This window comes from Geobacter anodireducens (assembly GCA_001628815.1).
Lineage (GTDB): Bacteria > Desulfobacterota > Desulfuromonadia > Geobacterales > Geobacteraceae > Geobacter > Geobacter anodireducens.
On sequence record CP014963.1, the window covers coordinates 2,948,168 to 2,971,867 of the forward strand.

At 62.9% G+C, this 23,700-nt stretch carries 16 protein-coding genes, 4 tRNA genes and 5 pseudogenes; 1 reads left to right on the forward strand and 24 read right to left on the reverse strand.

Annotation, left to right across the window (positions count from 1 at the left end):
* Positions 1 to 8 precede the first annotated feature (8 nt).
* From tuf to A2G06_13635, 22 genes and pseudogenes are all read right to left on the reverse strand, one after another.
* A complete protein-coding gene (gene tuf, locus A2G06_13530) occupies positions 9 to 1,199 on the reverse strand; it encodes an elongation factor Tu (protein ANA41118.1) in 1,191 nt (396 codons plus the stop codon).
* Positions 1,200 to 1,252: 53 nt separating this feature from the next.
* Positions 1,253 to 1,328 (reverse strand) — tRNA-Thr (locus tag A2G06_13535).
* A 12-nt stretch (positions 1,329 to 1,340) separates the two neighbouring features.
* Positions 1,341 to 1,417: transfer RNA gene (locus A2G06_13540), tRNA-Gly, on the reverse strand.
* A gap of 110 nt (positions 1,418 to 1,527) precedes the next feature.
* A tRNA-Tyr gene (locus A2G06_13545) sits at positions 1,528 to 1,613 on the reverse strand.
* Between the two features lie 27 nt (positions 1,614 to 1,640).
* A tRNA-Thr gene (locus A2G06_13550) sits at positions 1,641 to 1,716 on the reverse strand.
* Between the two features lie 155 nt (positions 1,717 to 1,871).
* Positions 1,872 to 2,684 carry an electron transfer flavoprotein subunit beta gene (locus tag A2G06_13555; protein ANA41119.1) on the reverse strand — a complete coding sequence of 271 codons (813 nt, stop codon included), beginning with the start codon at positions 2,682 to 2,684 and terminating at the stop codon, positions 1,872 to 1,874.
* A gap of 69 nt (positions 2,685 to 2,753) precedes the next feature.
* On the reverse strand, positions 2,754 to 4,571 hold the full coding sequence (locus A2G06_13560) for a radical SAM protein (GenBank protein ANA41120.1): 1,818 nt from the start codon (positions 4,569 to 4,571) through the stop codon (positions 2,754 to 2,756).
* A 15-nt stretch (positions 4,572 to 4,586) separates the two neighbouring features.
* Entirely contained in the window at positions 4,587 to 5,627 is a 1,041-nt protein-coding gene (gene argC / locus A2G06_13565; GenBank protein ANA41121.1) for an N-acetyl-gamma-glutamyl-phosphate reductase, read from the reverse strand.
* 110 nt (positions 5,628 to 5,737) lie between these two features.
* Positions 5,738 to 6,130 carry a 30S ribosomal protein S9 gene (locus A2G06_13570; protein ANA41122.1) on the reverse strand — a complete coding sequence of 131 codons (393 nt, stop codon included), beginning with the start codon at positions 6,128 to 6,130 and terminating at the stop codon, positions 5,738 to 5,740.
* A 33-nt stretch (positions 6,131 to 6,163) separates the two neighbouring features.
* Positions 6,164 to 6,595 (reverse strand): 50S ribosomal protein L13, encoded by a 432-nt coding sequence (locus A2G06_13575; GenBank protein ID ANA41123.1) that lies wholly within the window; start codon positions 6,593 to 6,595, stop codon positions 6,164 to 6,166.
* A gap of 104 nt (positions 6,596 to 6,699) precedes the next feature.
* Positions 6,700 to 7,433: pseudogene (locus A2G06_13580) on the reverse strand (tRNA pseudouridine(38,39,40) synthase TruA).
* Positions 7,434 to 7,502: 69 nt separating this feature from the next.
* A complete protein-coding gene (locus tag A2G06_13585; GenBank protein ANA41124.1) occupies positions 7,503 to 8,606 on the reverse strand; it encodes an aspartate-semialdehyde dehydrogenase in 1,104 nt (367 codons plus the stop codon).
* Between the two features lie 39 nt (positions 8,607 to 8,645).
* Positions 8,646 to 9,733 (reverse strand): annotated as a pseudogene (locus A2G06_13590) (3-isopropylmalate dehydrogenase).
* A gap of 596 nt (positions 9,734 to 10,329) precedes the next feature.
* The gene (locus A2G06_13595; protein ID ANA41125.1) at positions 10,330 to 11,391 is read right to left on the reverse strand and encodes a cytochrome C; all 1,062 of its coding nucleotides are present in this window, start codon (positions 11,389 to 11,391) and stop codon (positions 10,330 to 10,332) included.
* A gap of 53 nt (positions 11,392 to 11,444) precedes the next feature.
* A pseudogene (locus A2G06_13600) lies at positions 11,445 to 14,098 on the reverse strand (cytochrome C).
* Positions 14,099 to 14,585: 487 nt separating this feature from the next.
* Positions 14,586 to 16,097: a magnesium-protoporphyrin IX monomethyl ester oxidative cyclase gene (locus A2G06_13605; GenBank protein ANA41126.1), complete on the reverse strand. Its 1,512-nt coding sequence runs from the start codon at positions 16,095 to 16,097 to the stop codon at positions 14,586 to 14,588.
* A gap of 354 nt (positions 16,098 to 16,451) precedes the next feature.
* On the reverse strand, positions 16,452 to 16,805 hold the full coding sequence (locus tag A2G06_13610) for a hypothetical protein (protein ID ANA41127.1): 354 nt from the start codon (positions 16,803 to 16,805) through the stop codon (positions 16,452 to 16,454).
* A gap of 36 nt (positions 16,806 to 16,841) precedes the next feature.
* Complete coding sequence (locus A2G06_13615; protein ANA41128.1) at positions 16,842 to 17,669, reverse strand: cytochrome C biogenesis protein ResC; 828 nt, start codon at positions 17,667 to 17,669, stop codon at positions 16,842 to 16,844.
* 47 nt (positions 17,670 to 17,716) lie between these two features.
* A complete protein-coding gene (locus A2G06_13620; protein ANA41129.1) occupies positions 17,717 to 19,060 on the reverse strand; it encodes a ResB-like family cytochrome C biogenesis protein in 1,344 nt (447 codons plus the stop codon).
* A gap of 91 nt (positions 19,061 to 19,151) precedes the next feature.
* Positions 19,152 to 19,343 (reverse strand): hypothetical protein, encoded by a 192-nt coding sequence (locus A2G06_13625; protein ID ANA41130.1) that lies wholly within the window; start codon positions 19,341 to 19,343, stop codon positions 19,152 to 19,154.
* Positions 19,309 to 20,532, reverse strand: coding sequence for an acyl-protein synthetase (locus tag A2G06_13630; GenBank protein ID ANA41689.1), 1,224 nt, complete (start codon positions 20,530 to 20,532; stop codon positions 19,309 to 19,311). Before A2G06_13630 ends, A2G06_13625 begins: the two co-directional genes overlap by 35 nt.
* 78 nt (positions 20,533 to 20,610) lie before the next feature.
* Positions 20,611 to 20,961: pseudogene (locus tag A2G06_13635) on the reverse strand (hypothetical protein).
* A 149-nt stretch (positions 20,962 to 21,110) separates the two neighbouring features.
* On the opposite strand from A2G06_13635, the gene A2G06_13640 reads away from it, so the two are divergent.
* Positions 21,111 to 21,848, forward strand: a complete 738-nt coding sequence (locus A2G06_13640; GenBank protein ANA41131.1) for a hypothetical protein — start codon at positions 21,111 to 21,113, stop codon at positions 21,846 to 21,848.
* 28 nt (positions 21,849 to 21,876) lie between these two features.
* Here A2G06_13640 and A2G06_13645 read toward each other — a convergent pair whose 3' ends face one another.
* A complete protein-coding gene (locus A2G06_13645) occupies positions 21,877 to 22,410 on the reverse strand; it encodes a hypothetical protein (protein ANA41690.1) in 534 nt (177 codons plus the stop codon).
* 32 nt (positions 22,411 to 22,442) lie between these two features.
* Positions 22,443 to 23,524: pseudogene (locus A2G06_13650) on the reverse strand (hypothetical protein).
* Between the last annotated feature and the right edge of the window lie 176 nt (positions 23,525 to 23,700).

Consider the following 23,700-nt stretch of genomic DNA (forward strand, 5'->3'; position numbering starts at 1 on the left):
GCCCGAAGCTATTCGATAATGGAGCTGACGACGCCGGCGCCCACAGTACGGCCGCCTTCGCGTATCGCGAACCGAAGGCCTTCGTCCATCGCGATCGGCGTGATCAGGTTGATCGTCACCGCCACGTTGTCTCCAGGCATTACCATCTCGGTACCGGCAGGAAGGTCCACTATCCCTGTCACGTCCGTCGTGCGGAAGTAGAACTGCGGACGGTACCCGTTGAAGAACGGCGTGTGACGACCACCTTCTTCCTTTGTCAGGATGTACGCCTCGGCCTTGAACTTGGTGTGCGGGGTGATGCTCCCGGGCTTCGCAAGAACCTGGCCGCGCTCGATGTCTTCACGCTTTACGCCGCGAAGAAGCGCTCCGATGTTGTCGCCGGCGCGGCCTTCGTCCAGAAGCTTGCGGAACATCTCGACGCCGGTTACCGTGGTCTTGGTCGTGGCCTTGATCCCGACAACTTCCACTTCTTCGCCAACCTTGACGATCCCCCGCTCCACACGGCCGGTGGCAACGGTGCCGCGGCCGGAGATCGAGAAGACGTCTTCTACCGGCATCAGGAACGGCTTGTCTACGGCGCGCTCCGGATCGGGAATGTAGCTGTCGACGGCTTCCATCAGCTTCAGGATCGCTTGCTCGCCAAGCTCGTCCTTGTCACCGTTGAGACCCTTGAGGGCGCTCCCCTTGATGATCGGAATATCGTCGCCCGGGAAGTCGTAGGAGGAGAGCAGTTCGCGAATCTCGAGCTCTACCAGCTCAAGCAGTTCTTCATCGTCTACCATGTCTGCCTTGTTCAGGAATACGACGATGTACGGCACGCCAACCTGACGGGCAAGCAGGATGTGCTCCCGGGTCTGCGGCATGGGGCCGTCTGCGGCGGATACGACGAGAATCGCGCCGTCCATCTGCGCTGCACCCGTGATCATGTTCTTTACGTAGTCGGCGTGACCAGGGCAGTCCACGTGGGCGTAGTGACGATTCTCGGTCTCGTACTCCACATGGGACGTGGCAATGGTGATGCCGCGCTCGCGCTCTTCCGGCGCGTTGTCAATCTGATCAAAACCACGGAACTCTGCTTGGCCGCGCTCCGCCAATACTTTGGTTATGGCCGCAGTCAGCGTGGTCTTGCCATGGTCTACGTGGCCGATCGTTCCTATGTTGACGTGCGGTTTCGTCCTCTCGAATTTTGCCTTTGCCATGCAGGATTCCTCCGAGCTGTTCAATTTTGAGAATTGCTTCTCGTTGAAATAAGTGGAGCCCACAACCGGACTCGAACCGGTGACCTCTTCCTTACCAAGGAAGTGCTCTACCTCCTGAGCTATGTGGGCGCATGTGAAATTTGGAGCGGGAAACGGGACTCGAACCCGCGACCCTCAGCTTGGAAGGCTGATGCTCTAGCCAACTGAGCTACTCCCGCCAAATCGTCATCGAAGCGTCTTGAAGCCTCCGCACGACGTCGCCCCCAGTACGGGCAACCTAAGGTCTCCTGGGAATACGGCCGACCATGCGGGACTTCTGCAGATTGTATGGTGGAGGGAGGAGGATTCGAACCTCCGAAGTCGTTCGACGACAGATTTACAGTCTGTTCCCTTTGGCCGCTCGGGAATCCCTCCAGATGAAGAAGACAGCCGTGTTGCTTATGGAGCTGGCGACAGGACTTGAACCCGCAACCTGCTGATTACAAGTCAGCTGCTCTACCAGTTGAGCTACGCCAGCGCGAAAAACTCTTATGCACGCTTTCACGCTCAGAGTCAAGTTTTTTTCGCAAAAACAAGAATCAGATTTGTAATCCACTATCGCGCACGTGTCAAGCGAAAAGTTATCTTCCCTCGGCCGAGATCCTGCGGGAATCCGCGCGGGCACCCGGGGAACTAGAATGGCAGCAGATCCTTGGCGCGAAGCGTATCAACGAGAAGGCGTGCCGTCCCGGCGGGGTCCTTCTCGCCGTCGCCGAGGACCTGTCCCTTGGCGCGCTCGGGCGAAAAGATCCTGCTGACCCAGGTGGGTGAGCCCTTGAGTCCGATGGAGACGGGGTCAAGCCGCAACACCTCGTTGTTCCAGACCTCCACCGTGCAGGAAGCCGCCATGAGGCGGGCGGGAACGGCGGGATAGCGCGGCCGGTTGATCTCCCGCACAACCGTCAGCATGGCGGGGATCGGCCCCTGAACCAACTCGTACCGCCCCTCCAGCTTGCGTCGTACCCGGACCGTGCGGGCGTCCATGTCGACGTCCTCGATGCGGTCCACCAGCGTAAGCTGGGTCATGCCCAGGCGGGTGGCGATACCGGGCCCCACCTGCGCCGTATCGCCATCGATGGTCTGCTTCCCGCAAAGGACCAGTGCCACTTCATCTTCTTCGGCAAGCTTGCGGATCGCGGCGGAGAGGACATTGCTCGTGGCAAGAGTATCTGCACCACCAAAGGAACGATCGGACAGCAGAATCGCCCTGTCAACGCCGAGCGCCACTGCCTTGCGAATGGTCGCTTCGGCATTGGGCGGCCCCATGGAAATGGCGGCCACACGAACGCCATAGCGATCCTTGAGCCGCAGGCTTTCCTCCAGGGCGTGGGTATCATAGGGATTGACGATGAAAGGAATCCCCTCCCGCACCAGGGTATTGGTGACGGGATCGATCTGCACCTGGGTGGTGTCGGGAACCTGCTTAACGCAACAGACAACGAGCATGGCGGCACTCCTGGGTTTGCGGGGCGGCAATCCGATCTGCTTCAATTAAAAAGCATCTCATCACCCCGGTCAAGTCCTTCGCGGCCGGAATCCGCCCCCAGACCGCCCCCCTCCCCCACCGGCCGGCCCACTCAGAAGCTCACGGGTTGCCGACTCCCTGCCGCAGGTGCGCAAGGCTTCGAGCACGTTGCGCCGCTCCGACGGCAGATGCCAGAGCAACAGGGCTTTCTGCAGCCTCTTTTCCCGATCCCCCCGTGGCACGTGAACAGACGCCCCGGTGTAGGGATCGAGCCCCGTGTGGTACATGCAGGTGGAAAGGGTCCCGGGCGTGGGTGTGAAGTCCTGCACCTGCTCAACCCTGAGTCCGGCCCGCTTCAGGGACAGGGCGAGTTCGACCATATCGTCCAGGGTGCAACCGGGATGCCCCGACATGAGATAGGGTATGACGTACTGCTTTTTCCCGAGACGGGCGGATTCGCGGCGGAAGCGTTCCAAGAAGCGGTCGAAGGACTCCTTTCCGGGCTTGCGCATGAGATCGGTGACCCGTGCAACCATGTGCTCGGGGGCAACCTTGAGCAATCCGCCCACGTGGTGGGCGAGCAGCTCCCGGAAGTAGGCGGGTTGCCGCTCCATCAGATCGTAGCGGATGCCCGAGGAGACCGCCACATTCCGCACCCCCCGGACACCCCGCACCGCCCGCAGCAGAGCGGCGCCCCGCTCCCCGCCCATCGCCAGGTATCGGCAGGGCGAGGGGTAGAGACAGCTTTCCCGGCGGCATGCGTGGCCGCCCCGGGTGTTGCCGCAGTGCACGCCGTACATGTTCGCGGTGGGCCCGCCCACGTCGCTCACGCTCCCGCGGAACCAGGCCATGGCGACCATCCGCTCCACCTCGGCGAGCACCGAGCGTTCGCTGCGGGACTGGATGACCTTGCCCTGGTGGTGGGTAATGGCACAGAAGGAGCACCCGCCGAAGCAACCACGGTGAGTGGTGACCGAGTCCCGGATCTGCTCGTAGGCGGGAATCGGCTCGCCATGGGAGGGATGAGGCGCCCGCTGAAACGGGAGCGCATAGACCGAGTCCAGTTCCGCTTCTTCCAGAGGATAGGCCGGAGGATTGCACAGGAGGGTCCGGTCGCCGTGCCGCTGCACCAGGGGGTGCGCACAGTGCGGATTCTGCTCGCGGGAAAGGAGGCGAAACGCCTCGGCGTAACGGTGACGGTCGGCGGTCACCTCTTCGAAGGGGGGAAGTTCCACAACTCCGGCAGGAGGTGCGGCACCACGGCCGAGAACGACCGCCGTCCCCCTGATGTCGGCAATGGCCTGGAACGGTTCGCCGGCGCGCACCCGGCGGGCCAGCTCCAGGATGGGGCGCTCGCCCATGCCATGGACGAGCAGGTCGGCCTTGGCGTCCAGCAGCAACGAGCGGCGGACCTTGTCCTCCCAGTAGTCGTAGTGGGCAAAGCGCCGCAGGCTGGCTTCGATGCCGCCGATCACCACCGGCACGTCACGGTAGGCCTCTTTCAGCCGGGAGGTATAGACGATGGTGGCGCGATTGGGCCGGGCGCCGTGACGGTTGCCGGGGGTGTAGGCATCGTCGTGCCGGAGCTTCCTGGCGGGCGTGTAATGGGCCACCATGGAATCCATGGCACCGGAGGAAACGGCAAAGAAGAGCCGGGGGCGCCCCAGCGCCATGAACGGCTCCCTGGAGCGCCAGTCCGGCTGGGGAATGATCCCGACGCGGAAACCATGGAACTCGAGCCAGCGCGCCAGGAGCGGCACGCCAAAGGCGGGATGGTCCACATAGGCGTCGCCGGTGACGAAGACGATGTCCAGCTCGTCCCAGCCGCGCTTCAGGGCTTCGCCGCGGGTGACAGGGAGAAACGACATGGCCGGAAGGCGCCGTCAGGGGACGAGCGCCAAGCCCTCCAGGCCCAGCCCTTCGGGCAGCCCGCACATGATGTTCATGTTCTGCACCGCCTGCCCCGAGGCACCCTTGACCAGGTTGTCAATGGCCGAAACCACGATGACCCTGCCGGTACGCTGGTCCACGACCACTCCGATGTCACAGAAGTTCGAGCCGCGTACATGGGCGGTGGACGGTACACCGCCGGCGGGAAGGACCCGGACGAAGGGTTCGCCACCGTAGAATTCGGCATAGAGCCCGGCTAGCTCGGCGGTGGTGGCGGGTGCGAGCAGCCTGCCGTAGATGGTGGAGAGAATGCCCCGATCCATGGGAACAAGGTGGGGCGTAAAGGTGATGGTGATCCGCTCTTCGGCCAGCAGCGACAGCTCCTGCTCCATCTCGGGGGTATGGCGATGGACGCCGCCAACGCCATAGGCCTTGAACCCCTCGTTGACCTCGCAGTAGAGGTTGTCCACCTTGGCACCGCGCCCGGCCCCGGAAACGCCCGAGGCCGAATCGGAGATAATGCCCGTCGTATCAATGAGCTTATGCTTCAGAAGCGGCTGCAGCCCGAGAATGACGCTCGTGGGGTAGCACCCAGGGTTCGCCACGAGCTTGGCCCCCTTGACGGCAACCCGACGCACTTCGGGCAGGCCGTAGACCGCCTTGGGAAGGAGGTGCGGGTTCATGTGGGGCTCGTACCATTGCTCGTAGGTGGCGGCATCGTTGAAGCGATAGTCGGCCGACAGGTCGATCACCCGCTTGCCGAGCTTCAGGAAGGTGGGAACCACTTCCATGGCCGCCTTGTGGGGCAGTGCCGTGAAGATGACGTCCGCTTTCTCCGCAACCCGAACCGGCTCGAGGTTTTCGAGCACCTGGGCGTAGCGCCCCCGCAGGGACGGAAACAGGTCGGACACGGGCTTGCCCGCGCTCTGCTCCGACGTGATGCAGGTGACCGCCGCCTCCGGGTGGCAGTGGAGGATGCGCAGAAGTTCGACACCGGTATATCCGCTTGCTCCGACAACGGCTACTTTCAGCATGGCACGCTCCCCTTCCTGGAGAAATGAACGATGAACCGGAAACCTGGATACGCAAAAGGGGAAAACCCGCAGGTTTTCCCCTCTGTCCATCCGAAAACGGCGTAAGCCGATTAACGCTTGGAGAACTGGCAGCTTCTGCGGGCGGCCCGCTTGCCGTACTTCTTCCGCTCCTTGATGCGGGAATCGCGGGTGATGAAGCCGGCCTTCTTCAGGGTGCCGCGCAGGGCAACGTCCACTTCAAGCAGGGCCTTGGTGATGCCGTGCTTGATGGCGCCGGCCTGACCGGAGTCGCCGCCGCCCCTGACGTTGACGTGGATATCGAAGGCGCCGACCTTCTCCACGAGCTCCAGGGGCTGCTTGACGATCATCTTGGAGGTCTCGCGACCGAAGTACTCGTCGATCGGCTTGTTGTTGATGACGATGGCGCCCGTGCCCGGCTTGAGCCAGACCCTTGCGACCGACGACTTGCGCTTACCCGTACCGTAGTAGCTGATTCCTGCCATTCGTAATCTCCTGATGGTTCGTTCGTAATCCGATTAAATATCGAGGGTCTTGGGCTGCTGGGCCTCGTGCGGATGCTCGGGGCCGGCATAGACCTTGAGTTTCTTGAGCATGTGGCGGGCAAGCTTGTTCTTGGGGAGCATCCCCTTGACCGCCTTGCGGATCAGATCCTCGGGCTTCTTCTCGATGAGCTTGCCGGCGGTGATGGACTTGATGCCGCCCGGGAATCCGGTGTGGTGGTAGTACATCTTGTCCGCGAGCTTGTTGCCGGTGAGCTGGAGCTTCTCGGCATTGACGACGACGACGAAGTCGCCCGTGTCGACGCTCGGCGTGTAGATCGGCTTCTTTTTGCCGCGCAGGATGTTGGCGATCTCGGTGGCCATGCGACCGAGCACCTTGTTATCGGCATCAACCAGGTACCAGTCCCTGGTCACTTCTTCTTTCTTTGCAACCTTCGTCGTTTTCATCGAACCCTCACAGCATGGATGGAATGAATGTGTAAACCAAGCTTTTCTCAGCGAAGGACGGATGGTACTATGGGCTCAACTCGCTGTCAAGCAAAAACTTTTCCTCAGAAGCGGACCTCCTGGAGACAGAGTCCCTGGGGAGGAGCGGTGGGACCGGCCGGGGCGACGCCCGGGCAGGCGACCATGTGCGCCACGTGCTCCGGCGTCAGCTTCCCCCGCCCCACCTCCACCAGGTACCCACCATGATCCGGACCATGTTGCGCAGAAAGCCCGAGCCATGGACATCCACCGTGAGCATCTCCCCCTCGGCACTGATCTCCACGGCATCCACCCGGCGGATGGTGGTTCGTGCGGCACAGCCGGCAGTGCGGAAGGAGGCGAAATCCCGCTCACCCGTCAGATGACGGGCCGCTTCGCGCATGGCGGCGAGGTCGAGTGCCCCCCGCACGTGCCATGACTGGAGGCGGGCCAGGGGGGAGCGGCGCTCACCCCGATGGATGGTGTAGCGGTAGTGCTTGCCGGTGGCCGCGAACCGCGGATTGAAGCCAGGAGGAGCCTCATGGGCGCTCCGCACGGCGATGTCCGGCGGAAGCAGGGCATTGAGGCCGTCCGAAAACGCCCGCAGGGGAATCGCCCGGTCCGTGTCGAAGGCGGCCACCATCCCCCGGGCATGGACCCCGGCATCGGTGCGTCCCGAGGCACGCAGCCGCACGGACCCCTTGAGCAGGCGCGCCAGGGCGCCCTCCACCACCTCCTGAATGGAAAGACCGTTGGGCTGCAATTGCCAGCCGGCATAGTTGGTGCCGTCGTATTCGAGTATCAGTGTGATGGTCCGCATGGAAACATGAAGACGCCCCGCTGGCGGGGCGTCTCGGTGCTGCGTGACGGTACGTTCGCGGCTGAGCCGCTACTTTTCCACCAGGATGCGGAGCATCCGGCGCAGGGGCTCCGCAGCGCCCCAGAGGAGCTGGTCGCCGCAGGTGAAGGCCTGCACGAACTGGGGCCCCATCTTCATCTTCCGCACGCGGCCCACGGGAACCGTGAGGAGCCCGGAAACCGCCGCCGGCGTGAGCTGGGCAAGGGTGTCGGCCTTGGTGTTGGGGACCAGCGTTACCCACTCATTGTCGTTGGCGATGATCTGCTCGATGTCGGCCAGCGGCAGGTCCTTGTTCAGCTTGATGGTGATCGCCTGGCTGTGGCAGCGCATGGCGCCGACGCGGACGCAAATGCCGTCGACCGGGATCGGGGTGGAGGTGCCGAGGATCTTGTTGGTCTCTGAAAACCCTTTCCACTCTTCGCGACTCTGGCCGTCCTCCACCTCACGGTCGATCCAGGGGAGCACGTTGCCGGCCAGCGGGAACCCGCCGAACTCCTTCATCGGCATGGACCCGTCACGCAGGGTTGCGGTCACCTTCCTGTCGATCTCCAGGATCGCCGAGCCCGGATTCTTCAACTCCTCGGCAACCACTCCCTGCAGCACGCCCATCTGGGAGAGGAGTTCGCGCATGTTGGGGGCGCCGGCGCCGGAAGCGGCCTGATAGGTCATGGACGACATCCACTCCACCAGACCGGCGCGGAACAGGCCGCCCAGCCCCATGAGCATGAGGCTGACGGTGCAGTTGCCGCCGACGAAATCCTTCTGCCCCTTGGCCAGGGCCGCGTCAATGACGTTGCGGTTGATCGGGTCGAGGATGATGACCGCACTCTCCTCCATCCGGAGGGTGGAGGCCGCATCGATCCAGTACCCCTGCCACCCCTGCTTGCGGAGTTCCGGATGAACCGCCTTGGTGTAGTCGCCCCCCTGGCAGGTGATGATGATATCGAGCTTCTTCAGCTCTGCGATGTCATCGGCGCTCTTGAGCGTTCCCGCGTTCATGGGGGCGGGCTGGCCCGCCTGGGAAGTGGAGAAGAAGACCGGCTCGATGCCGATGGCAAAATCACCCTCTTCCACCATCCGCTGGAGGAGGACCGAACCGACCATGCCGCGCCAACCGACGATTCCGACTTTCATAGGCAGAACTCCTTTTTCGGGAATGAATTGATTGAGCCGTTACAGGGCCGCGATGATCGCGTCGCCCATCTCCTTGGTGTTGACGAGTTTCTCGCCTTCTTTCTGCTGGTAGATGTCACGGGTCCGGAAGCCCTGATCCAGCACCGTTGCCACTGCGTTGTCGATGGCGTCGGCCGCGTCGACCATGCCGAAGGAGAACTTGAGCATCATCCCCATGGAGAGGATCTGGGCGATGGGGTTGGCGATACCCTGGCCGGCGATATCGGGGGCGCTGCCGCCGGAGGCTCGTACATGCCGAAGGTCCCCTCGGCAAGCGACGCGGAGGGCAGCATCCCGAGGGAACCGGTCAGCATGGCCGCCTCGTCCGAGAGGATGTCGCCGAACATGTTCTCGCACAGGATCACGTCGAACTGCTTGGGCCAGCGGACCAGTTGCATGGCGGCGTTGTCCACGTACATGTGGGAGAGCTCCACGTCCGGGTATTCCTTGGCAATGCCGGTGACCACCTCGCGCCAGAGAACCGACGAGGAGAGGACGTTGGCCTTGTCGATGGAGCAGACCTTCTTGCCCCGCTTGCGGGCTGCCTGGAAGGCCACGTGGGTGATCCGCTCGATCTCGGGCACGCTGTAGCGCATGGTGTCGAAACCGACCCGGTCGCGCCCTTCGCCTTCGATCCCCTTGGGCTGGGCAAAGTAGATGCCGCCGGTGAGCTCCCGGATGACCAGCACGTTGAAGCCCCCGGCTATTACCTCTTCCTTGAGGGATGAGGCGCCGGTGAGGGACGGGAAGATGATGGCCGGCCGCAGGTTGGCGTAGAGACCGAAGATCTTCCGCAGCGGCAGGAGGGCGCCCCGCTCGGGCTGCTCGTCCGGAGGGAGCGACTCCCACTTGGGTCCGCCCACGGAGCCGAAGAGGATGGCGTCGGCAGCCTTGCAGATGGTCACGGTGGTGTCGGGAAGAGCTTTCCCCTCATTGTCGATGCCGGCGCCCCCCACGTTGGCGTGGGTCCGCTCGAACGTCACGTCGTATTTCGCCTCCACGGCATCCAGCACCCGGAGCGCCTCGGCCATCACCTCGGGACCGATGCCGTCACCGGGAAGAACCGCCACCTTGAACACCTGAGCCATCCGAACCCCCTTCTTGCAGGAAAAATTACAAAAGTTCTCAATTCTATTGGTGAATACAGATGGTTGTCAACAAAAATCCGGAATTTGAAAGGGGGGCAAGCACCACGACCGGAAGGATTCCATATGGATCGAGGCGTTCAGATGCGAGGCGCAGAAGAGCGCTACCTGGGAAAAGATGAGGCAGTCCACGGAAGAACCAGGCTGGCCGTTCGCCGCCATTATCCGGAAAACAAGGGGAAAGCGGTCACTGCTGCGCCTCAGCTCCGGACTCCCGCGGCCGGCGGGCACAAAAGAGCCGGGGCCACTCATCCCTCGGATACGTCGGCATCCCGGCAGCCCCTGAGAGGCCCAGGGGTTCCACCCCGCCCTCGCGGGTGGTTTAGTCTTATCGGCTATCCAGCTATCCGTGTGCCTTTTCAGATGCGACCGCTAGACATCAAAATACAAACAAAAAGCAACAATTAGTAGTTACCGCCCAACCGGCTCTTGGCGCCTCCACCGATAAAACCGCTCCGCCACCGGATGTCCGGCCGCCTGCTCCAGCAGGGCCGGGGCACGGCCGGCAGCCCAATGAAGGCTGCCGGCCGTGCCGTCCGCTACTTGTGCTCGTCGCAGGCACTGGTGAGGGCGGTGCAGTTCCCCTCCCCGTAGGAGGTCGGCGACGATGCCTTCCTGAAGTTCGTCATGACCTGCGCCTTCTTGCCGGTGGAATCGATATAGGCATAGGGCGCGGGGTCGGAGTTGTAGCCGATGAACCGGCCGTGGTTCAGGCCGTGCGGACTCACCGAATGGCACGCGACACAGGCCACGTTGTTTTCGTGGTCGCTTTCGCTGTGAACGTTGTTGTACCAGCCGCTGGAGCCGCCACTTCCCTTGAGGGGGTGACACCTGGCGCAGAACAGGGTGGTCTGCCAGTTGCCGGCGTTGTTCCGCACGTCTCCCAGGGTCCAGAGCTTGCCGTCGGGGCGCGTGGGCCAGGTGGTGCCGGTAATCAGCATGGACTTACCGGTCGAGCCGGGGGTGTGACAGTCGCTGCACTTCATCACCTGGGTGCCGACGGCGGTCCAGGGCGCCTTCATCTGGTTTGCCCGCAGAGCCCGCGGCGCGGCGGAACCGGTCTGGCTGTTGAGGGGCACCTGGACCGGGTGGGCCGACGCGTTGGCCGGGTTGAACTCCCGGGCCTTGTCGGTAAAGGGCTTGCCCGACGGGCCGACGATGGCGCTCACGCCGTTGGTGGCGGTGAACGCATAGGTGGAGTGACACTTATAGCACAGCTGGTATTCCTTGGTCGCAGGCTGCACGGCCGTGTACCCGGTCGGCGAGGTCCACGCCGCCGTAGCATTCGGCTGGACCCCGTCGTACTGGCTGAAGTTGGCGACGTAGTCGCCGTGCTTGTCCAGGTGGGACTGGGCGCCGTGGCAATTGGAGCAGGCATACTGCTGGCCCGCCACGCCGGCGGTGATGGTGTCCATTACATCCTGATTCGTGCTGTTGTGACAGGTCTGGCAGACGGTGGCCGCGAAGCCGCCGTGCTGCGTGATCAGGTTGTTCTTGTGACAGAAGGAGCAGGTCCCCTGCCCCACCGCGGCCACATGCCCCGCCATGGCCGGAACGGCCATGGCGAGCAGTGCTGCGAATGTCATGACTATGCGTTTCATAGGGCTCCTCCATTGATCGGTCGGTTGGATGTGGTTCACGTCTCGCCTCCCCGCTACTGCACCAGGAAGGCCCCCTCGGCAACGTAGAGGCTGCTCGAGGTGGTGGTGACACGGAACTTCATCCAGCCGTAGCCGTTCATCCGCTGCGCGATGGAGGTGACGTCGATATCCTTCCAGCCGGTGCTGCTCGTGCTGTAGCTCACCGAGTAGCTGCTGTTCACCGATGTGCCGTTGGACTGGTACGGATAGATGCGCAGCGTCCGCGAGGAACTGATGGAGGAGACGTACAGCCGCAGCACTACCTTGCTTGCGGTCAGGGCGTCGCGGTTCAGCTTCATGGCGATGACATAGTTCTCGCCACTCCTGTACTGCAGCAGATACCGGTCTGCAAGGTTGCTGTCGCGGAACCTGGAGGTCAGGTCGTTGCTGCTGCTGTCAGAGGAGGTGACACTGTTCAGCCGCTGCAGGTACAGCACTTGGTCCGCAAACACCGAGCTGCTGCCCGCTTGGCTCTGAACCGTCACCACCGCCGTATCGCTGGCCGTGTCGCCGCTGTTGTCGGTCACGGTAAGGGTCACCGTGTAGGTGCCTGCCGTGGTGTAGGCTTTGGTGACGCTCACCCCGCTTCCCGTGGTGCCGTCGCCGAAGTTCCACACATACCCCACGATACTTCCGTCAGGATCGCTGGAGCCCGAACCGGAGAAGGTGATGGCCTGGCCGACGGTAACGGTCCGGTCAGCCCCCGCGTTGGCCGAGGGGCCCCGGTTGGCGCCGCCGTGGATCATGGTGTGGCAACTGCGGCAGTTCTGCTGGATTCCAGCCATGCCGTCGCTGATGGTCTTCACGTACAGCTCATTGGTGCTCGTATGGCAGCCGTTGCAGTAGACCGGTGTGGCGGCCTTCTCATGGGCTGTCACCGCGTTGTCCGAATGGCACTGGCCGCAGTTGGGGGCGGGCAGCCCCACCATGTCGTGCTGCCCGGCGTGGTTGCCGAAGCCGCCGATGGCGCTGTGGCAGTCAGCACAATAGACCAGCGTGCCGCCCAGCCCCTTCTGCACCGCCGCCGTCACCGACGCGTTGTCGCTGGCGTGGCAGGCCGCGCACTGGAAGCCTTTACCGCGTGCAGCTCAACCAGGTTCGGAATATGACAGGAGCTGCAGTCGCCGTACGGGACCAGCACCTTGCCGTCATGGGCGCTCTGGTGGGTCACCTGGCCGTGGCAGTCCACGCAGTAGACCGCCTGGCCGCTCCGCCCCGCGGCAATGGCCTGCTGGACCGCCGTGCTGCTGCTGGAGTGGCAGGTGGCGCAGGTAGACGTGCGGGTCAGGTGCTCGTCGAGCACGCTCTTGGTGTGGCACTGGGCACAGGCCGGAGAGGCGAGCGCCTGATCGTGCTGGGCCACGTGGTTCACCGCCCCGTGGCAGTTGGCGCAGGAGACCGTGATCCCGGCGCGGCCGTCGCTTATCGTCTTCTGCACCGCGGCGTTGGTGCTGTTGTGGCAGGTGGCGCAGGTGGAAGAGCGATTCGTGTGCTCGTACACCACGCCCTGGCCATGGCACGAGGCGCAATCGGCAGGGGTGGTCACCTTGTCGTGCTGCTGGACGTGATTCACGTTCGCGTGGCAGTTGGAGCAGTAGACCGTGGTGCCCGCCTTGCCGGCGGCAATGGCCTGCTGGACCGCGGGAGCGGCGCTCGAGTGGCAGGTGGCGCAGGTTGAAGCCCGCGAGAGGTGCTCGTTCACCACCCCCAGGTTGTGGCACTGGGCACAGTCGGCATTGGCCATGGCCTTGTCGTGCTGCTGGATGTGGTTCACGGCGCCGTGACAGTTGGCGCAGGAAACCATGGTGCCGGTCCGGCCGAGGGTGATCGTCTGCTGCACCGTGGTGTTGGAACTGTTGTGACAGGTGGCGCAGGTGGAGGTCCGGTTGGTGTGCTCCTGGACCGGCCCCTGATTGTGACAGCCGGAGCAATCCGCCGGCGTGGAAACCTTGTCGTGCTGAAGCACGTGGTTCACCGTGCCGTGACAGGTGACACAGTACACGGCAATGCCGGCCCGACCGTCGGCGATGGCCTTCTGCACCGCGGGCTGGGTGCTGGCGTGACAGGTGGCGCAGGTGGAGGTCCGGTTCAGGTGCTCGAAGACGACCCCCTGGGCGTGGCACTGGACGCAGTCGGGAGATGGGAATGCCCTGTCATGCTGGGTAATGTGGTTTACCGCGCCGTGGCAGGTGATACAGTTGACCATGACGCCGGCCCGGCCGTCGGTGATGGCCTTCTGCACCGCGGGAGCCGTGCTGGAATGGCAGGTGGAGCAGGACGACGTTCTGCTCAGGTGTTCGGCCACGGGAGTCTGGGTGTGGCACTGGGCGCAATCGGCCGCGGTGGCAACCATGTTGTGGGCCGCGGCGTGGTCCACCTGGCCGTGGCAGACGATACAGTCGGTGATCACCTCGATGGTGAATCCGCCCGTTCCGTCGGGAATCGCCCGGTGGCACTGGAGGCAGGTGATACCCCTGCTGCTGGCTACCGCATGGTGCTGCTGGGGAATGGAGCCGTAGGTGCTCCCGGTGTGGCACGTCGTGCAGTCGGTTGCGGTAAGAGCCCGGGCATCCCGGACAATTCCCGGACCAGCCATCAGCATGACGGCTACCCCCCACAGGCACATCAGAATCTGCGGGAAAATGGTGATAATCCTCGACCTGTTCAAAGCGCAAAGTCCTCCTTTCAATGATTCTTCACACTGGCGGGTAAACAATTCAAATACACAATTCAATATACAGCGATGTCAAAAATACATCACAGGCGCAACAAATTAACGTATCTTACTTAAAAAAACAAGGGGGAAAATACGACAAATCAACACATTGCAGCGTCTACTGAGATACGGAAAGGCTCCCCAAAATACACATAAAATCAAATAAGTGCGGAACCGCAACTGTCATTTGACCGTCATGCCCGGCGAAATAGCCGGACAATGCAACGTAACTGCGCAACTGCCGGCACATGAGAGAGCACTAAGCAGTACTTGTGCCAAACTGCCCACAAAATGACAGATGCCTTCAAAAAAGCGACACACGCGAGTGTCCTCACGGGGTTATGGTTGCCGTGCGCAAAGAAAACACAACGGCCCGGTCATCTTCGCGATAAGACCGGGCCGTGAAAAGCCGTGTCCGGGGGAACAGGTGCGGGGACGATCAGGGGATCGGCGCCACCGCGTGGGGATGGGCTGCGCCCGTGCGCTCGCCGACCGCGCGCAGCAGCGCCTTCACCTCGGCCGGCATCTCCTTTCCCTCCTTGAGCATGGCCCGCATCTGGCCGGCCAGGTAGGAATGATTGATGAGGAGATCCAGTACCGAGAGCATGAATTCCTGCTTCCAGGCCGATAGCTGGTGCAGGTTCTGGAACTTGTGCATGAAAAACTGCTGGGACGCCTTGCCGAGTTGGCGCTCCAGCTCTTCCAGGGTCATGTGCTTCGGCTTGATGACCGGCTCCACCAGGTTGTACTTGCGGTAGTCCTTGGTGGCCACGTACTCCTCCAGTTGGGGATAGAGCTCGGCGTAGGGCCAGGGCGCGATGGCCAGGAAAAAGGCCATGTCGGGATTGTAGTGCTTGGCCAGCTCAATGGTCTGGGCAATGGATTCCGGCGTATCGTCGGGCATGCCGAGCACGAAGGAGGTTTCCGAGACGATGTCGGCGTTGTTGATCAGGTCGATAGCCTGCTTGGACTGCTCCACCTGGGTGTCCTTCTTGAAAAGGTCCAGGGTCTCCTGGGTGCCGGCCTCCACCCCCACGTAGATATGCTCGACGCCCCCTTCCCGGTACCTGTCCATAATGTCCGCATCACGCAGGATGTCGTCCACCCTCGTTTCCATGAGGAGCTTGACTGGAACCTGCCGCTCGATCATCAGATCCAGGATGCGGACCCATCGCTGCCGGTCAAAGGTGGGAATCTCGTCCGAGAGCATGGCCACCTGAACGCCGTGTACGGTGTGGAGCATCTCCAGCTCCGCCACGAAATTCTCGGCGGAGCGGGCGCGCCACGACTGGGACCAGAAGAGCTGCTGGGAACAAAAGGAGCACTGCTGCTTGCACCCCCGGGACGAGGAGACGATGGCGAGCCGGGCGTCGTTCTTTGCCCGGTAGGTGTAAATGGGCCACTCCACCAGATCCCAGGCCATGGGGAGCCCATCAAGGTCGTGAATGTACGGCGCCCGCGGCGTTACCACCACACCGCCGTCCCGCCGGAAGGCGAGCCCTTCCACCTTGTTCGGATCGTCTCCGGCATTGAGGCAGGTACAGAGCCGGGGCAACGTTACTTCACCCTCGCCCCGGACGATGAAGTCGACGGCGTCGTGGTCATGGGCGAGGATCTCGTCGTAGCAGAAGGTGGCGTGCACATTGCCGAGCACGGTCACGATGCCGGGATCGATCTCCTTGGCGAAGCGCAGCAGCCTGATCGCGTCGACGATGGACGCGGTGAAGGCGGTGGTGGCCACCACGTCGGGGCGGAACGCCTCGATCCGCCTCCTGATGTCGGGCCACGTGTGCCACAGGGACATGGCATCATAGTAATCGACCTCATACCCCGCTGCCCTGAGGGACCCGGCGATGTAGACAAATCCGACATTAAGCCAGGTACCGGCTGATTCCACGACCCCCGAGTGATAGGGGGGCGTGATGAGCGCCACACGCTTTATCTTCTTCATCAATAGCTCCTCTATTCCATAACAGGCGGAAACCGCAACGGGTTGCCTAAAGCAAAAAATGGACCGCGTTTAATAAAAATTTAAAAATCCCACATTCCTCACCGGAACACAACGATTTTCTCCAAAAGGAACTGCGGTGCGGTTCCGGTGGAGTCGCGGCAAAAAAACGTCATTTAGCCGGATCGTCGAAAGACTGCGGGGCTGTTCGCGCATGAAGCCGCCGGATGCGTCACTGACCTGCCGCATCGGCTGGGCACCGTTGCGCATGCGGCAGGGCTGCGTCGAGAAGTGCGTGCCCGGGAAATGCTGCAACGGCGAAAAACGGGCCGCCAGTGCCGTACGCGCGGCCATGCCTCAATGGAATACCATGCCGTACACGCACAGATAACCGGCGCCGAACGTGGCAAACAGGACCAGGTGCTTGATGATGAGCATCCGGCGGCGGACCTTCTCCGCATCGGGTCCGTACCAGTTCTCCACATAGGTGAAGGTCCGGCCGGCGCCCGTTGCCATGATCACCACCATGGCCACGACGCTGGCCCAGAAGAAGATGTGCTCCAGCCGGTTGAGAATCGCAACGATCTCCGTGGGCTGCCCGCCGTGCATCCGGTGGATCAGGACAATGGCGGCAATGGCGGCAAGCCAGATGCCGGCCGCGAAGTCATGGACAAAGCCGTTGAGAATCACGGCTGCATTTTTCACGTTCATGCAAGGTCTCTCTCTGAAGGCAGTGACGCCGGATATCTACTTGAAATACTCCGAATGGATCGACGAACCGATGAGCGGCGTAAAGAGGAGCGAAATCACCGAGAGAACGAAGCAGATCAGGTAGAGGTAGGCCGCCCGCTCACCGTTCCAGCCGAAGAAACGGCGCAGGTGGAGGTAAATGCCGAAGGCGATCCATGTCATGAGGGACCAGGTCTCCACCGGGTCCCAGCCCCAGAAACGCCCCCACGACTGGTATGCCCAGATGCTTCCGGCCACCATGGCGATACCCCAGAAGGTGAAGCTGAAGCCGGCAAAACGAAATGACAGGATATCGAGGATCTCCAGTTCGGGGAGCCGCTGGAGCCAGGAGATCCCGGTCCGCTTCCGGAGGAGGTAGAAGAGGGAGAACGCCAGGGCCACCAGCAGGGTGAAGAGCGATATCTTGTAGAAGATCACGTGCAGGACGAGCCAGACGCTCCTCAGCGTGGGGGGGAGCATCTTGGCCTGGGGCTCGATGAACAGGCCCACGGCGATCATGAGGAAGGTGACCGGGAAAACCAGGATGCTCGCCGCCTTGATGCGGGGGAAAAAGCGTGCGGATGTCATGAACAGGGCCAGCACGGCCCAGGCGTGGGAGGAGAGGACCTCGAACCGGCCGATGTAGGGGCCGTGGCCGACGATCTTCCACCACCAGAGGATGCCGATCCCGTGCACCAGGAGCCCCCCGAGCACCAGGGCCTCGCTGACGGCAACGGCGCGCTCCTTGCGGAACATGAGGCCCGATACGTTGAAGATGGTGGCGATGACGTAGACAACCACCGCTACCCAGTGAATTATGGTGATGTGCGCAAAGGATGAATCCATGAGTACTCCTTACCCCTGTGTGAACGTGTGGCCGCGCCGTACGCGGCTCATCCCCGATGCCCCCCGTCCGCTACCCGGTCCCCGCCGGCTGCCTCGTCCGCAGGCAGGCACTCGCGGCAGATGCGCTCGAACTCCTCCCGGTAGAGCTCCGCGAACCGGGGGGCACGCCAGGCGAGCCGGCATCCCTTCCCCTCCTTCACGGCCAGGAGCTCGCGGGGCGGGGACAGGTAACTCATTCCCCCGCCGAGGGCAATGACCAGAAAGGCGAAGAATATTCCTTCCATGCCCGTGGTATCGATAAAAATGATGCCGCCCCACCACTCCGACTTTACGAGAGTGACGGGATGGCCGCCCAGGGTCCCGGACGCGCCGGCGGTGAGGGAGAGTTCCTCCACCACCTTCCCCGCCTTCACCAGTTGCAGCAGGAGCAGGGGGTTGTCACCCACGGGCGCCCGCCGGTCACTGTCGGGATAGTATTTGGCCCTGATCGTCGCCGAGGTCCAGGGGACCGTAAAGTCCTTGAACGGGGTGTCGTCGCCGGTGAAGCGGCTGTCGACCATGAAGATATCGCCCTGCCAGGCCCCGTTCGCATCCTGAAATCCCACGTAAAAGGCCCTGCCGAACGACTTGCCCTGGAAGACCCTGATCCCGCTGTGCCGGATCGTCTTGTTGACATGCATGGAGTAGGGGCTGTGCCGGCCGTCCGCGCCGATGAACGTGAAATCGGTTGTGAGCTGTTTGAGATTGCCGTTGGGCCAGAACTCGGGGACCACACGGTCGAGACGCACCGCCTCGGGAAGCGCGAATGTCCCCGCCAGCAGCCCCATATCCTGCCGTGTCCACGGATCCCCCGCACCGTGGACCTCCCCTTCCAGGAGATCGATTGACCCCCGCTTTTCATAGAGGAGGATGACAAGCGATGCAGCCACTGCCGCGACAATGCCCAGATGGAGCAGGACATTGCCCCAGTAGCCCCAGGGATTCTTGACGAGGCGGATCGAATCGCCATCGGAGCGGACCCGGAGATAGCCCAGCCTGCCGGCAGCGGCGGCAACCGTTTCCGGAGCGCAGGCAAGGACCAGGCTTTTGCCGCCGCCCCCCCCTTCCCGGGTCAGCCGGAGCGCGCGCGTGAACTGCTCCCAGGTGGAGAAGAGCAGCGAAACCATGAACAGCGCCAGGAGGACCGCAAACCAGGGCGACGTGTACACGTGGTCCAGTGCCAGCGTGCGCGAAAGGGTCGCGAGAAAGGGGTGGTCAAGCGCCCACCGGTCCATGCCCGCCGGAGAGAGCAGGAACCGCTGGGGGAAGAGATAGCCGACAACCACCGCTCCCAGCACCAGGATGATCAGGGTCAGAACCGTTGAGCGGGCAAGAAAGAAACGTTTGATCATATCCTCAACCTGCATCGGGCGGCACGGGCCGCCAAGGGACCATGCACGGAAGAGTCCGGCGCGGAGGCACGGCACCCTCCGCCAGGAGCTCCTACCCCGCGCCCTCCCGCTTCGCCTTCTCCAGCAGGGCCGCGACCGATGCCCCCTCCTGACCGGCATCGATGATCATGTCGGCCACCAGGGCGGCACAGGTGCACATGGCCTCGCCGGTACCGAGCATCCTGTCGGAGATCCGTTCCCCGGACCCGTCAGCGGCCCGCATTCGTTCGAGTAATCTTATCATGGAGCTTACCCACCTTTTTGAGACTTCGTTTCAACAGGAACTCGATAATGGGGGTCATGAAGCGGGGGCCGTGGGCCTGCTTGATGGCCTCGGTTTCCAGCTCCCAGGAGGTTTTCTTCCAGCGGCCGATGATCTCGAAGCCGCCGGGGGTCATGAATCCCACGTTGTCGGTCTGGACGGCCACCACCATCCCCCGGTTGACCAGGTCGTAGTGGCGCAGCAGCCCCGGATCGCCGTCGGGCACCGGTTCGAGCGTCTCCACGTCCACCACCCGGGTCCGGGTCCAGGGTGGAACGACCTTGGCCCTGGCAAGGGGACGTCCGGCCAAGTGATCCTTCAGGACATTATCGAAAAAGTTGGTGCTCACCTCGCCCATGCCGAGAACGTTCACGCAGTGGTGCTCGTCCACCTGGAGGATCTCCGCTGACTTGAGATAGAACTCTTCCCGGGAGCACTCCCCGAACTGGGCCAGATAGCCGCCGCCGTCGCAGAGGCGGCTGCCCGGGGGAAGCCGGAACCGGACCCCGTCCCGCTCACAGGCATTCATGAAATAGACGAAACCGGCGGTCGACCCGATGATGACGATCGGCTCCCCGGTCCGTTCCGCCTCCATGAGCGCGGACAGGAGAAAGGTCAGGTCCAGGCCCCGGCGGTCGATGAGGTAGCGGCTGTCGGGGGAGCCGAACATCCGCCGCACCACATCCAGCCCCACCGCCATCCCCATGCCCGGCGCGATGTCGGGGGAGGGAACCATGAGGAACATGCGCATCCGGTCCACGTCGGGGAACACGTACTCCCTGGTGAGGAGGCCGTTGGCCGCATTGATGAGGGTCACCCCCGCCGGGTCCCGCAGTATCTTCCCCTTGTTCAGGGGGTCGGTGGTGCCGCTGGTGAAGTAGCGCTGCTCCGCCCGCTCCGCCGGAAACGAGGTCATGACGAACTTCTTGAAGGCCATGGACGGGACCGCCGGGATATCCTCCCACCGCTCCACCTTTCCGGGCGACCTCCCTTTGTCGAGACAGAAGCGGCGGTAGGGCTCCACCGTATTGAACTGGAGCTCGAAGCAGCGCAGCGCCAGGTCGTTAAATCCGTCCTCGTCACGGTTTTCCAGCCCCTTTTCCACGTAGGAGAGGATGTCCCGGTCCAGTTCCCGGACAAAGTCGGATTCGAGCGAGTAGTCTTTCAACAAATGATCTCCTTCCGCGGCACGCCTGACAAGCCGACCTGCGTCAGCAAGGGCGGAGCGCGCATCATAAATCGTTAGTAAAAATTTCCCAACAGTTTTATCTTCCATCGCAGCGCTGCCGGCGGGCCAACGGCCGGGACAGGCAGCTCCGCCGCCGACACTGCCACGTGATTTCGCGTACAGACCGGCGAATAGCCTCAGGTGATCGAACGTGCGGAAAATCGACCCGAATAACCGGATTACAGCCGATGCGAGCCACAAAGTCACCGCTGTTTCACCGCAAATGAGGCCCATTATGCAAAAAAACCAATTAAAAGCAAAGAATATACCAGACCCAATGCAGAGCCTTGCCCGCACTCCGTCCCCGGCCCCGAGCCCGCGGCAGGCCGCCCGTTTTCGTTGCGGCGGCCGCGGCACCTTCAACCTGCCCACGATTGGTACATTTCTGGCAAAGATGTGCGAATCCGGACGAATCGTTCTCCGGCTAGGCGAAAAAGTGACCCGTGCCGCCCCGGAGCTCCGCGGCAGCGCGGACAAACCCACTCTGGCGCGGATACAGACAGACATCACCGGAGGAAAGCATGCTGAATCGCACCACAAGAAAGATCGCCCTGGTTACCGGCCTGTCCCTGGCTCTTGCCCTTCCGTCGCTGTCATGGGCGGATTTTGCCGCCGGGCAGCAGGCATTCCGGAACGGCGACTATGAGACGGCGTTGCGGGAATACAGGGAGGACGGGGGCGCCCAGGCCAGTTACCGGATCGGAACCCTCTACGACAACGGGTTCGGGGTCCCCGAAAACAAGCAGGAGGCCCTGAAGTGGTACCACAAGGCGGCAGATCTCGGCCTGGACCAGGCACAGCACCGGATCGGAGAAATGTACGACAACGGGCGCGGCGTCGAAGAGAACCCGGTCACCGCCCTGAACTGGTATCTGAAGGCTGCCGAGCAGGGAATGGCGATCGCCCAGTTCAAGGTGGGCGACATGTATTACACCGGAAAGGGGGTCAAACAGGACGTGGCGCTGGGGGTCAAATGGCTGCAGCAGGCGGCCAAGATGGGAAACATCAGGGCCCAGTACGAAATAGCGACCATGTACGAGACGGGCAGGGAGCTGAAAAAGGACATCTCCGAGGCGGCGAAGTGGTATCTCCGGGCAGCGGAGCAGGGGCACAGCAGGGCCCAGTACACCATTGCGCTCCTTTTCCTCAAGGGTGAAGGCGTCAGGCAGGATCGGGCGGAAGCCGTGAAATGGCTGCGCAAGGCCGCGGAAGGCGGGCACACCAAAGCCCAAATGGACCTGGCGAGCCTGAGCCAGTAAATGGGACTGAACGGGGTTCTGCCGCCGGCTACGGGCCGCTGAAGGAGCAGGTGCCGGCTTCAATGCAGCCGTCACCCAGGCTGTCGCCGACCCGGACGCAGCCGGCCACCCCCCAGGGCCTGATCTTCAACAGATAGCCATACCCGTGGTCACGGCAGAACGCGGACTGCCGTGCCGCCGCATACAGAGGCACCGACCCGCTGTCCGCGCAGGAAAACCAGTTCCTGTTCCTGTCGCTGACAATGTACATGTCGGCACTGGGGCAGTAGTAGGTGATATCGTCCTGGTTAAAGAGCTGGTCCTCGATAGTCCCGACGGTGGTGCACACCCCGGGCCAGAGGTCATTGGCGGTCCCCTCGGGGCAGCAGCGCCCGTTTTTCTGCAACACCAGCCCATCCCCGCAGAGCGGGTTGCCCTTGCCGTCATCGGTGGCATCCCGGGCAGATGGCGGCACGACCGGTTTGACGAAATTCACCACTCCCGCTCCGGCGGCAGAGGCGCGCGTCGTCGGCCCCCACAGGCCGACAGCCAGCAGACAAACCAGTGTGAACGGAATCTTCATCTCCAGCACCTCCCTCGGCGTCTCCGTTTCCGTCAGCGGGAACACGCTGTCAGTAACTGCCGGCCGCCTCCAGCAGCTTCGCTTCCGTCCACCTCCAGCAGCTTCGCGATTCCGTCCATCCCCCTGGCCCGGGCCACGTCCAGGGCCGACTTTCCGTCAGCGGTCCGGGCAGAGACATCCGCCTTGCGCTCCAGCAACGCCCTGACGATTTCCTCGTTATCCTCGGCAACGGCAATCAGCAGGGCGGTGACGCCGTGCCTGTTCCGGACAGCAACGTCCGCCCCGGCATCGATCAGGAACCGTGCGATATCAGTCCGGTTTTGAGCCAGGGCAAACATGAGCGCGGTATCCCCGTCCCTGTGCACCGCATTGATGTCGGCCTTTGCTCCCACCAGGAATTTCACCACCGCCAGGTGGCCGTTCATGGCGGCCGCCATCAGCGGCGTGACATCCTCGAAATTGCTGTTGTTGAGGTAGGCCCCACGGCCTGCCAGGTACCTGACGATCTCCGGCTGTCCGTTGTGGGCCGCGATCCAGAGCGCATTGACGGCCATACTGTTCAGATAGTTCACCCAGGCACCATTGGCAACCAGCAGCTTCACCGTATCCAGCTCCCCGCCATGGTCGCCACCATCAGGGGAGAGACCCCGTCAATGGTGCCGCCCTCGGTTCTGTCGACGCTTTCGGTGTAGTTCACATCCGCCCTGGCCCGGATCAGCTTCCGCACCCCGGCCGCGTTTCCCTCCATGGCCGCGTCAAAGAGCTCGCCGTTGACGGAACGTTTCGACGTGCTGCTGACGATCTCGTCCCCCTTGAAGACGATTTCATAGAGACCGTCGCGGGTTAAGCCCCGTTCGCGGCAGTTGCGGTAGTCGCCGCGATAGGTGGTGGTCGCGCCCCGCCTGACGATCGAAACCCTTCTGGTCCCGCCGTCGCCGCAACGCACGGTCTTGCCGCTGTTTCTGCGTACCGCGTCGTGCCCCCCCAGATCGACGATCATGTCCGTCATGAGCTTCGTGGTCGCTTCCTGCTCGTATTCATAGGCACGGACATCCGCGGGGTGGCCCAGCGCCACCGCGGCAGCGGCGGCGGCCAGCACTAGTCTCGTTATCATTCCCTTCTCCTGAATCGCGCCCCGTGGGGCCGCAGCCGCAGCGCCCTCTCCTGGCCCGCCGCCACCGCGGCACTCAAACGAAGAGAGGTGGGGCGCCCTGCAGCCTCACCTCTCCGTGCTCGGGCCGGCTATCGACTAACAGGGATGCACGTTGGCGGAGCCGACGATCCGCGGTT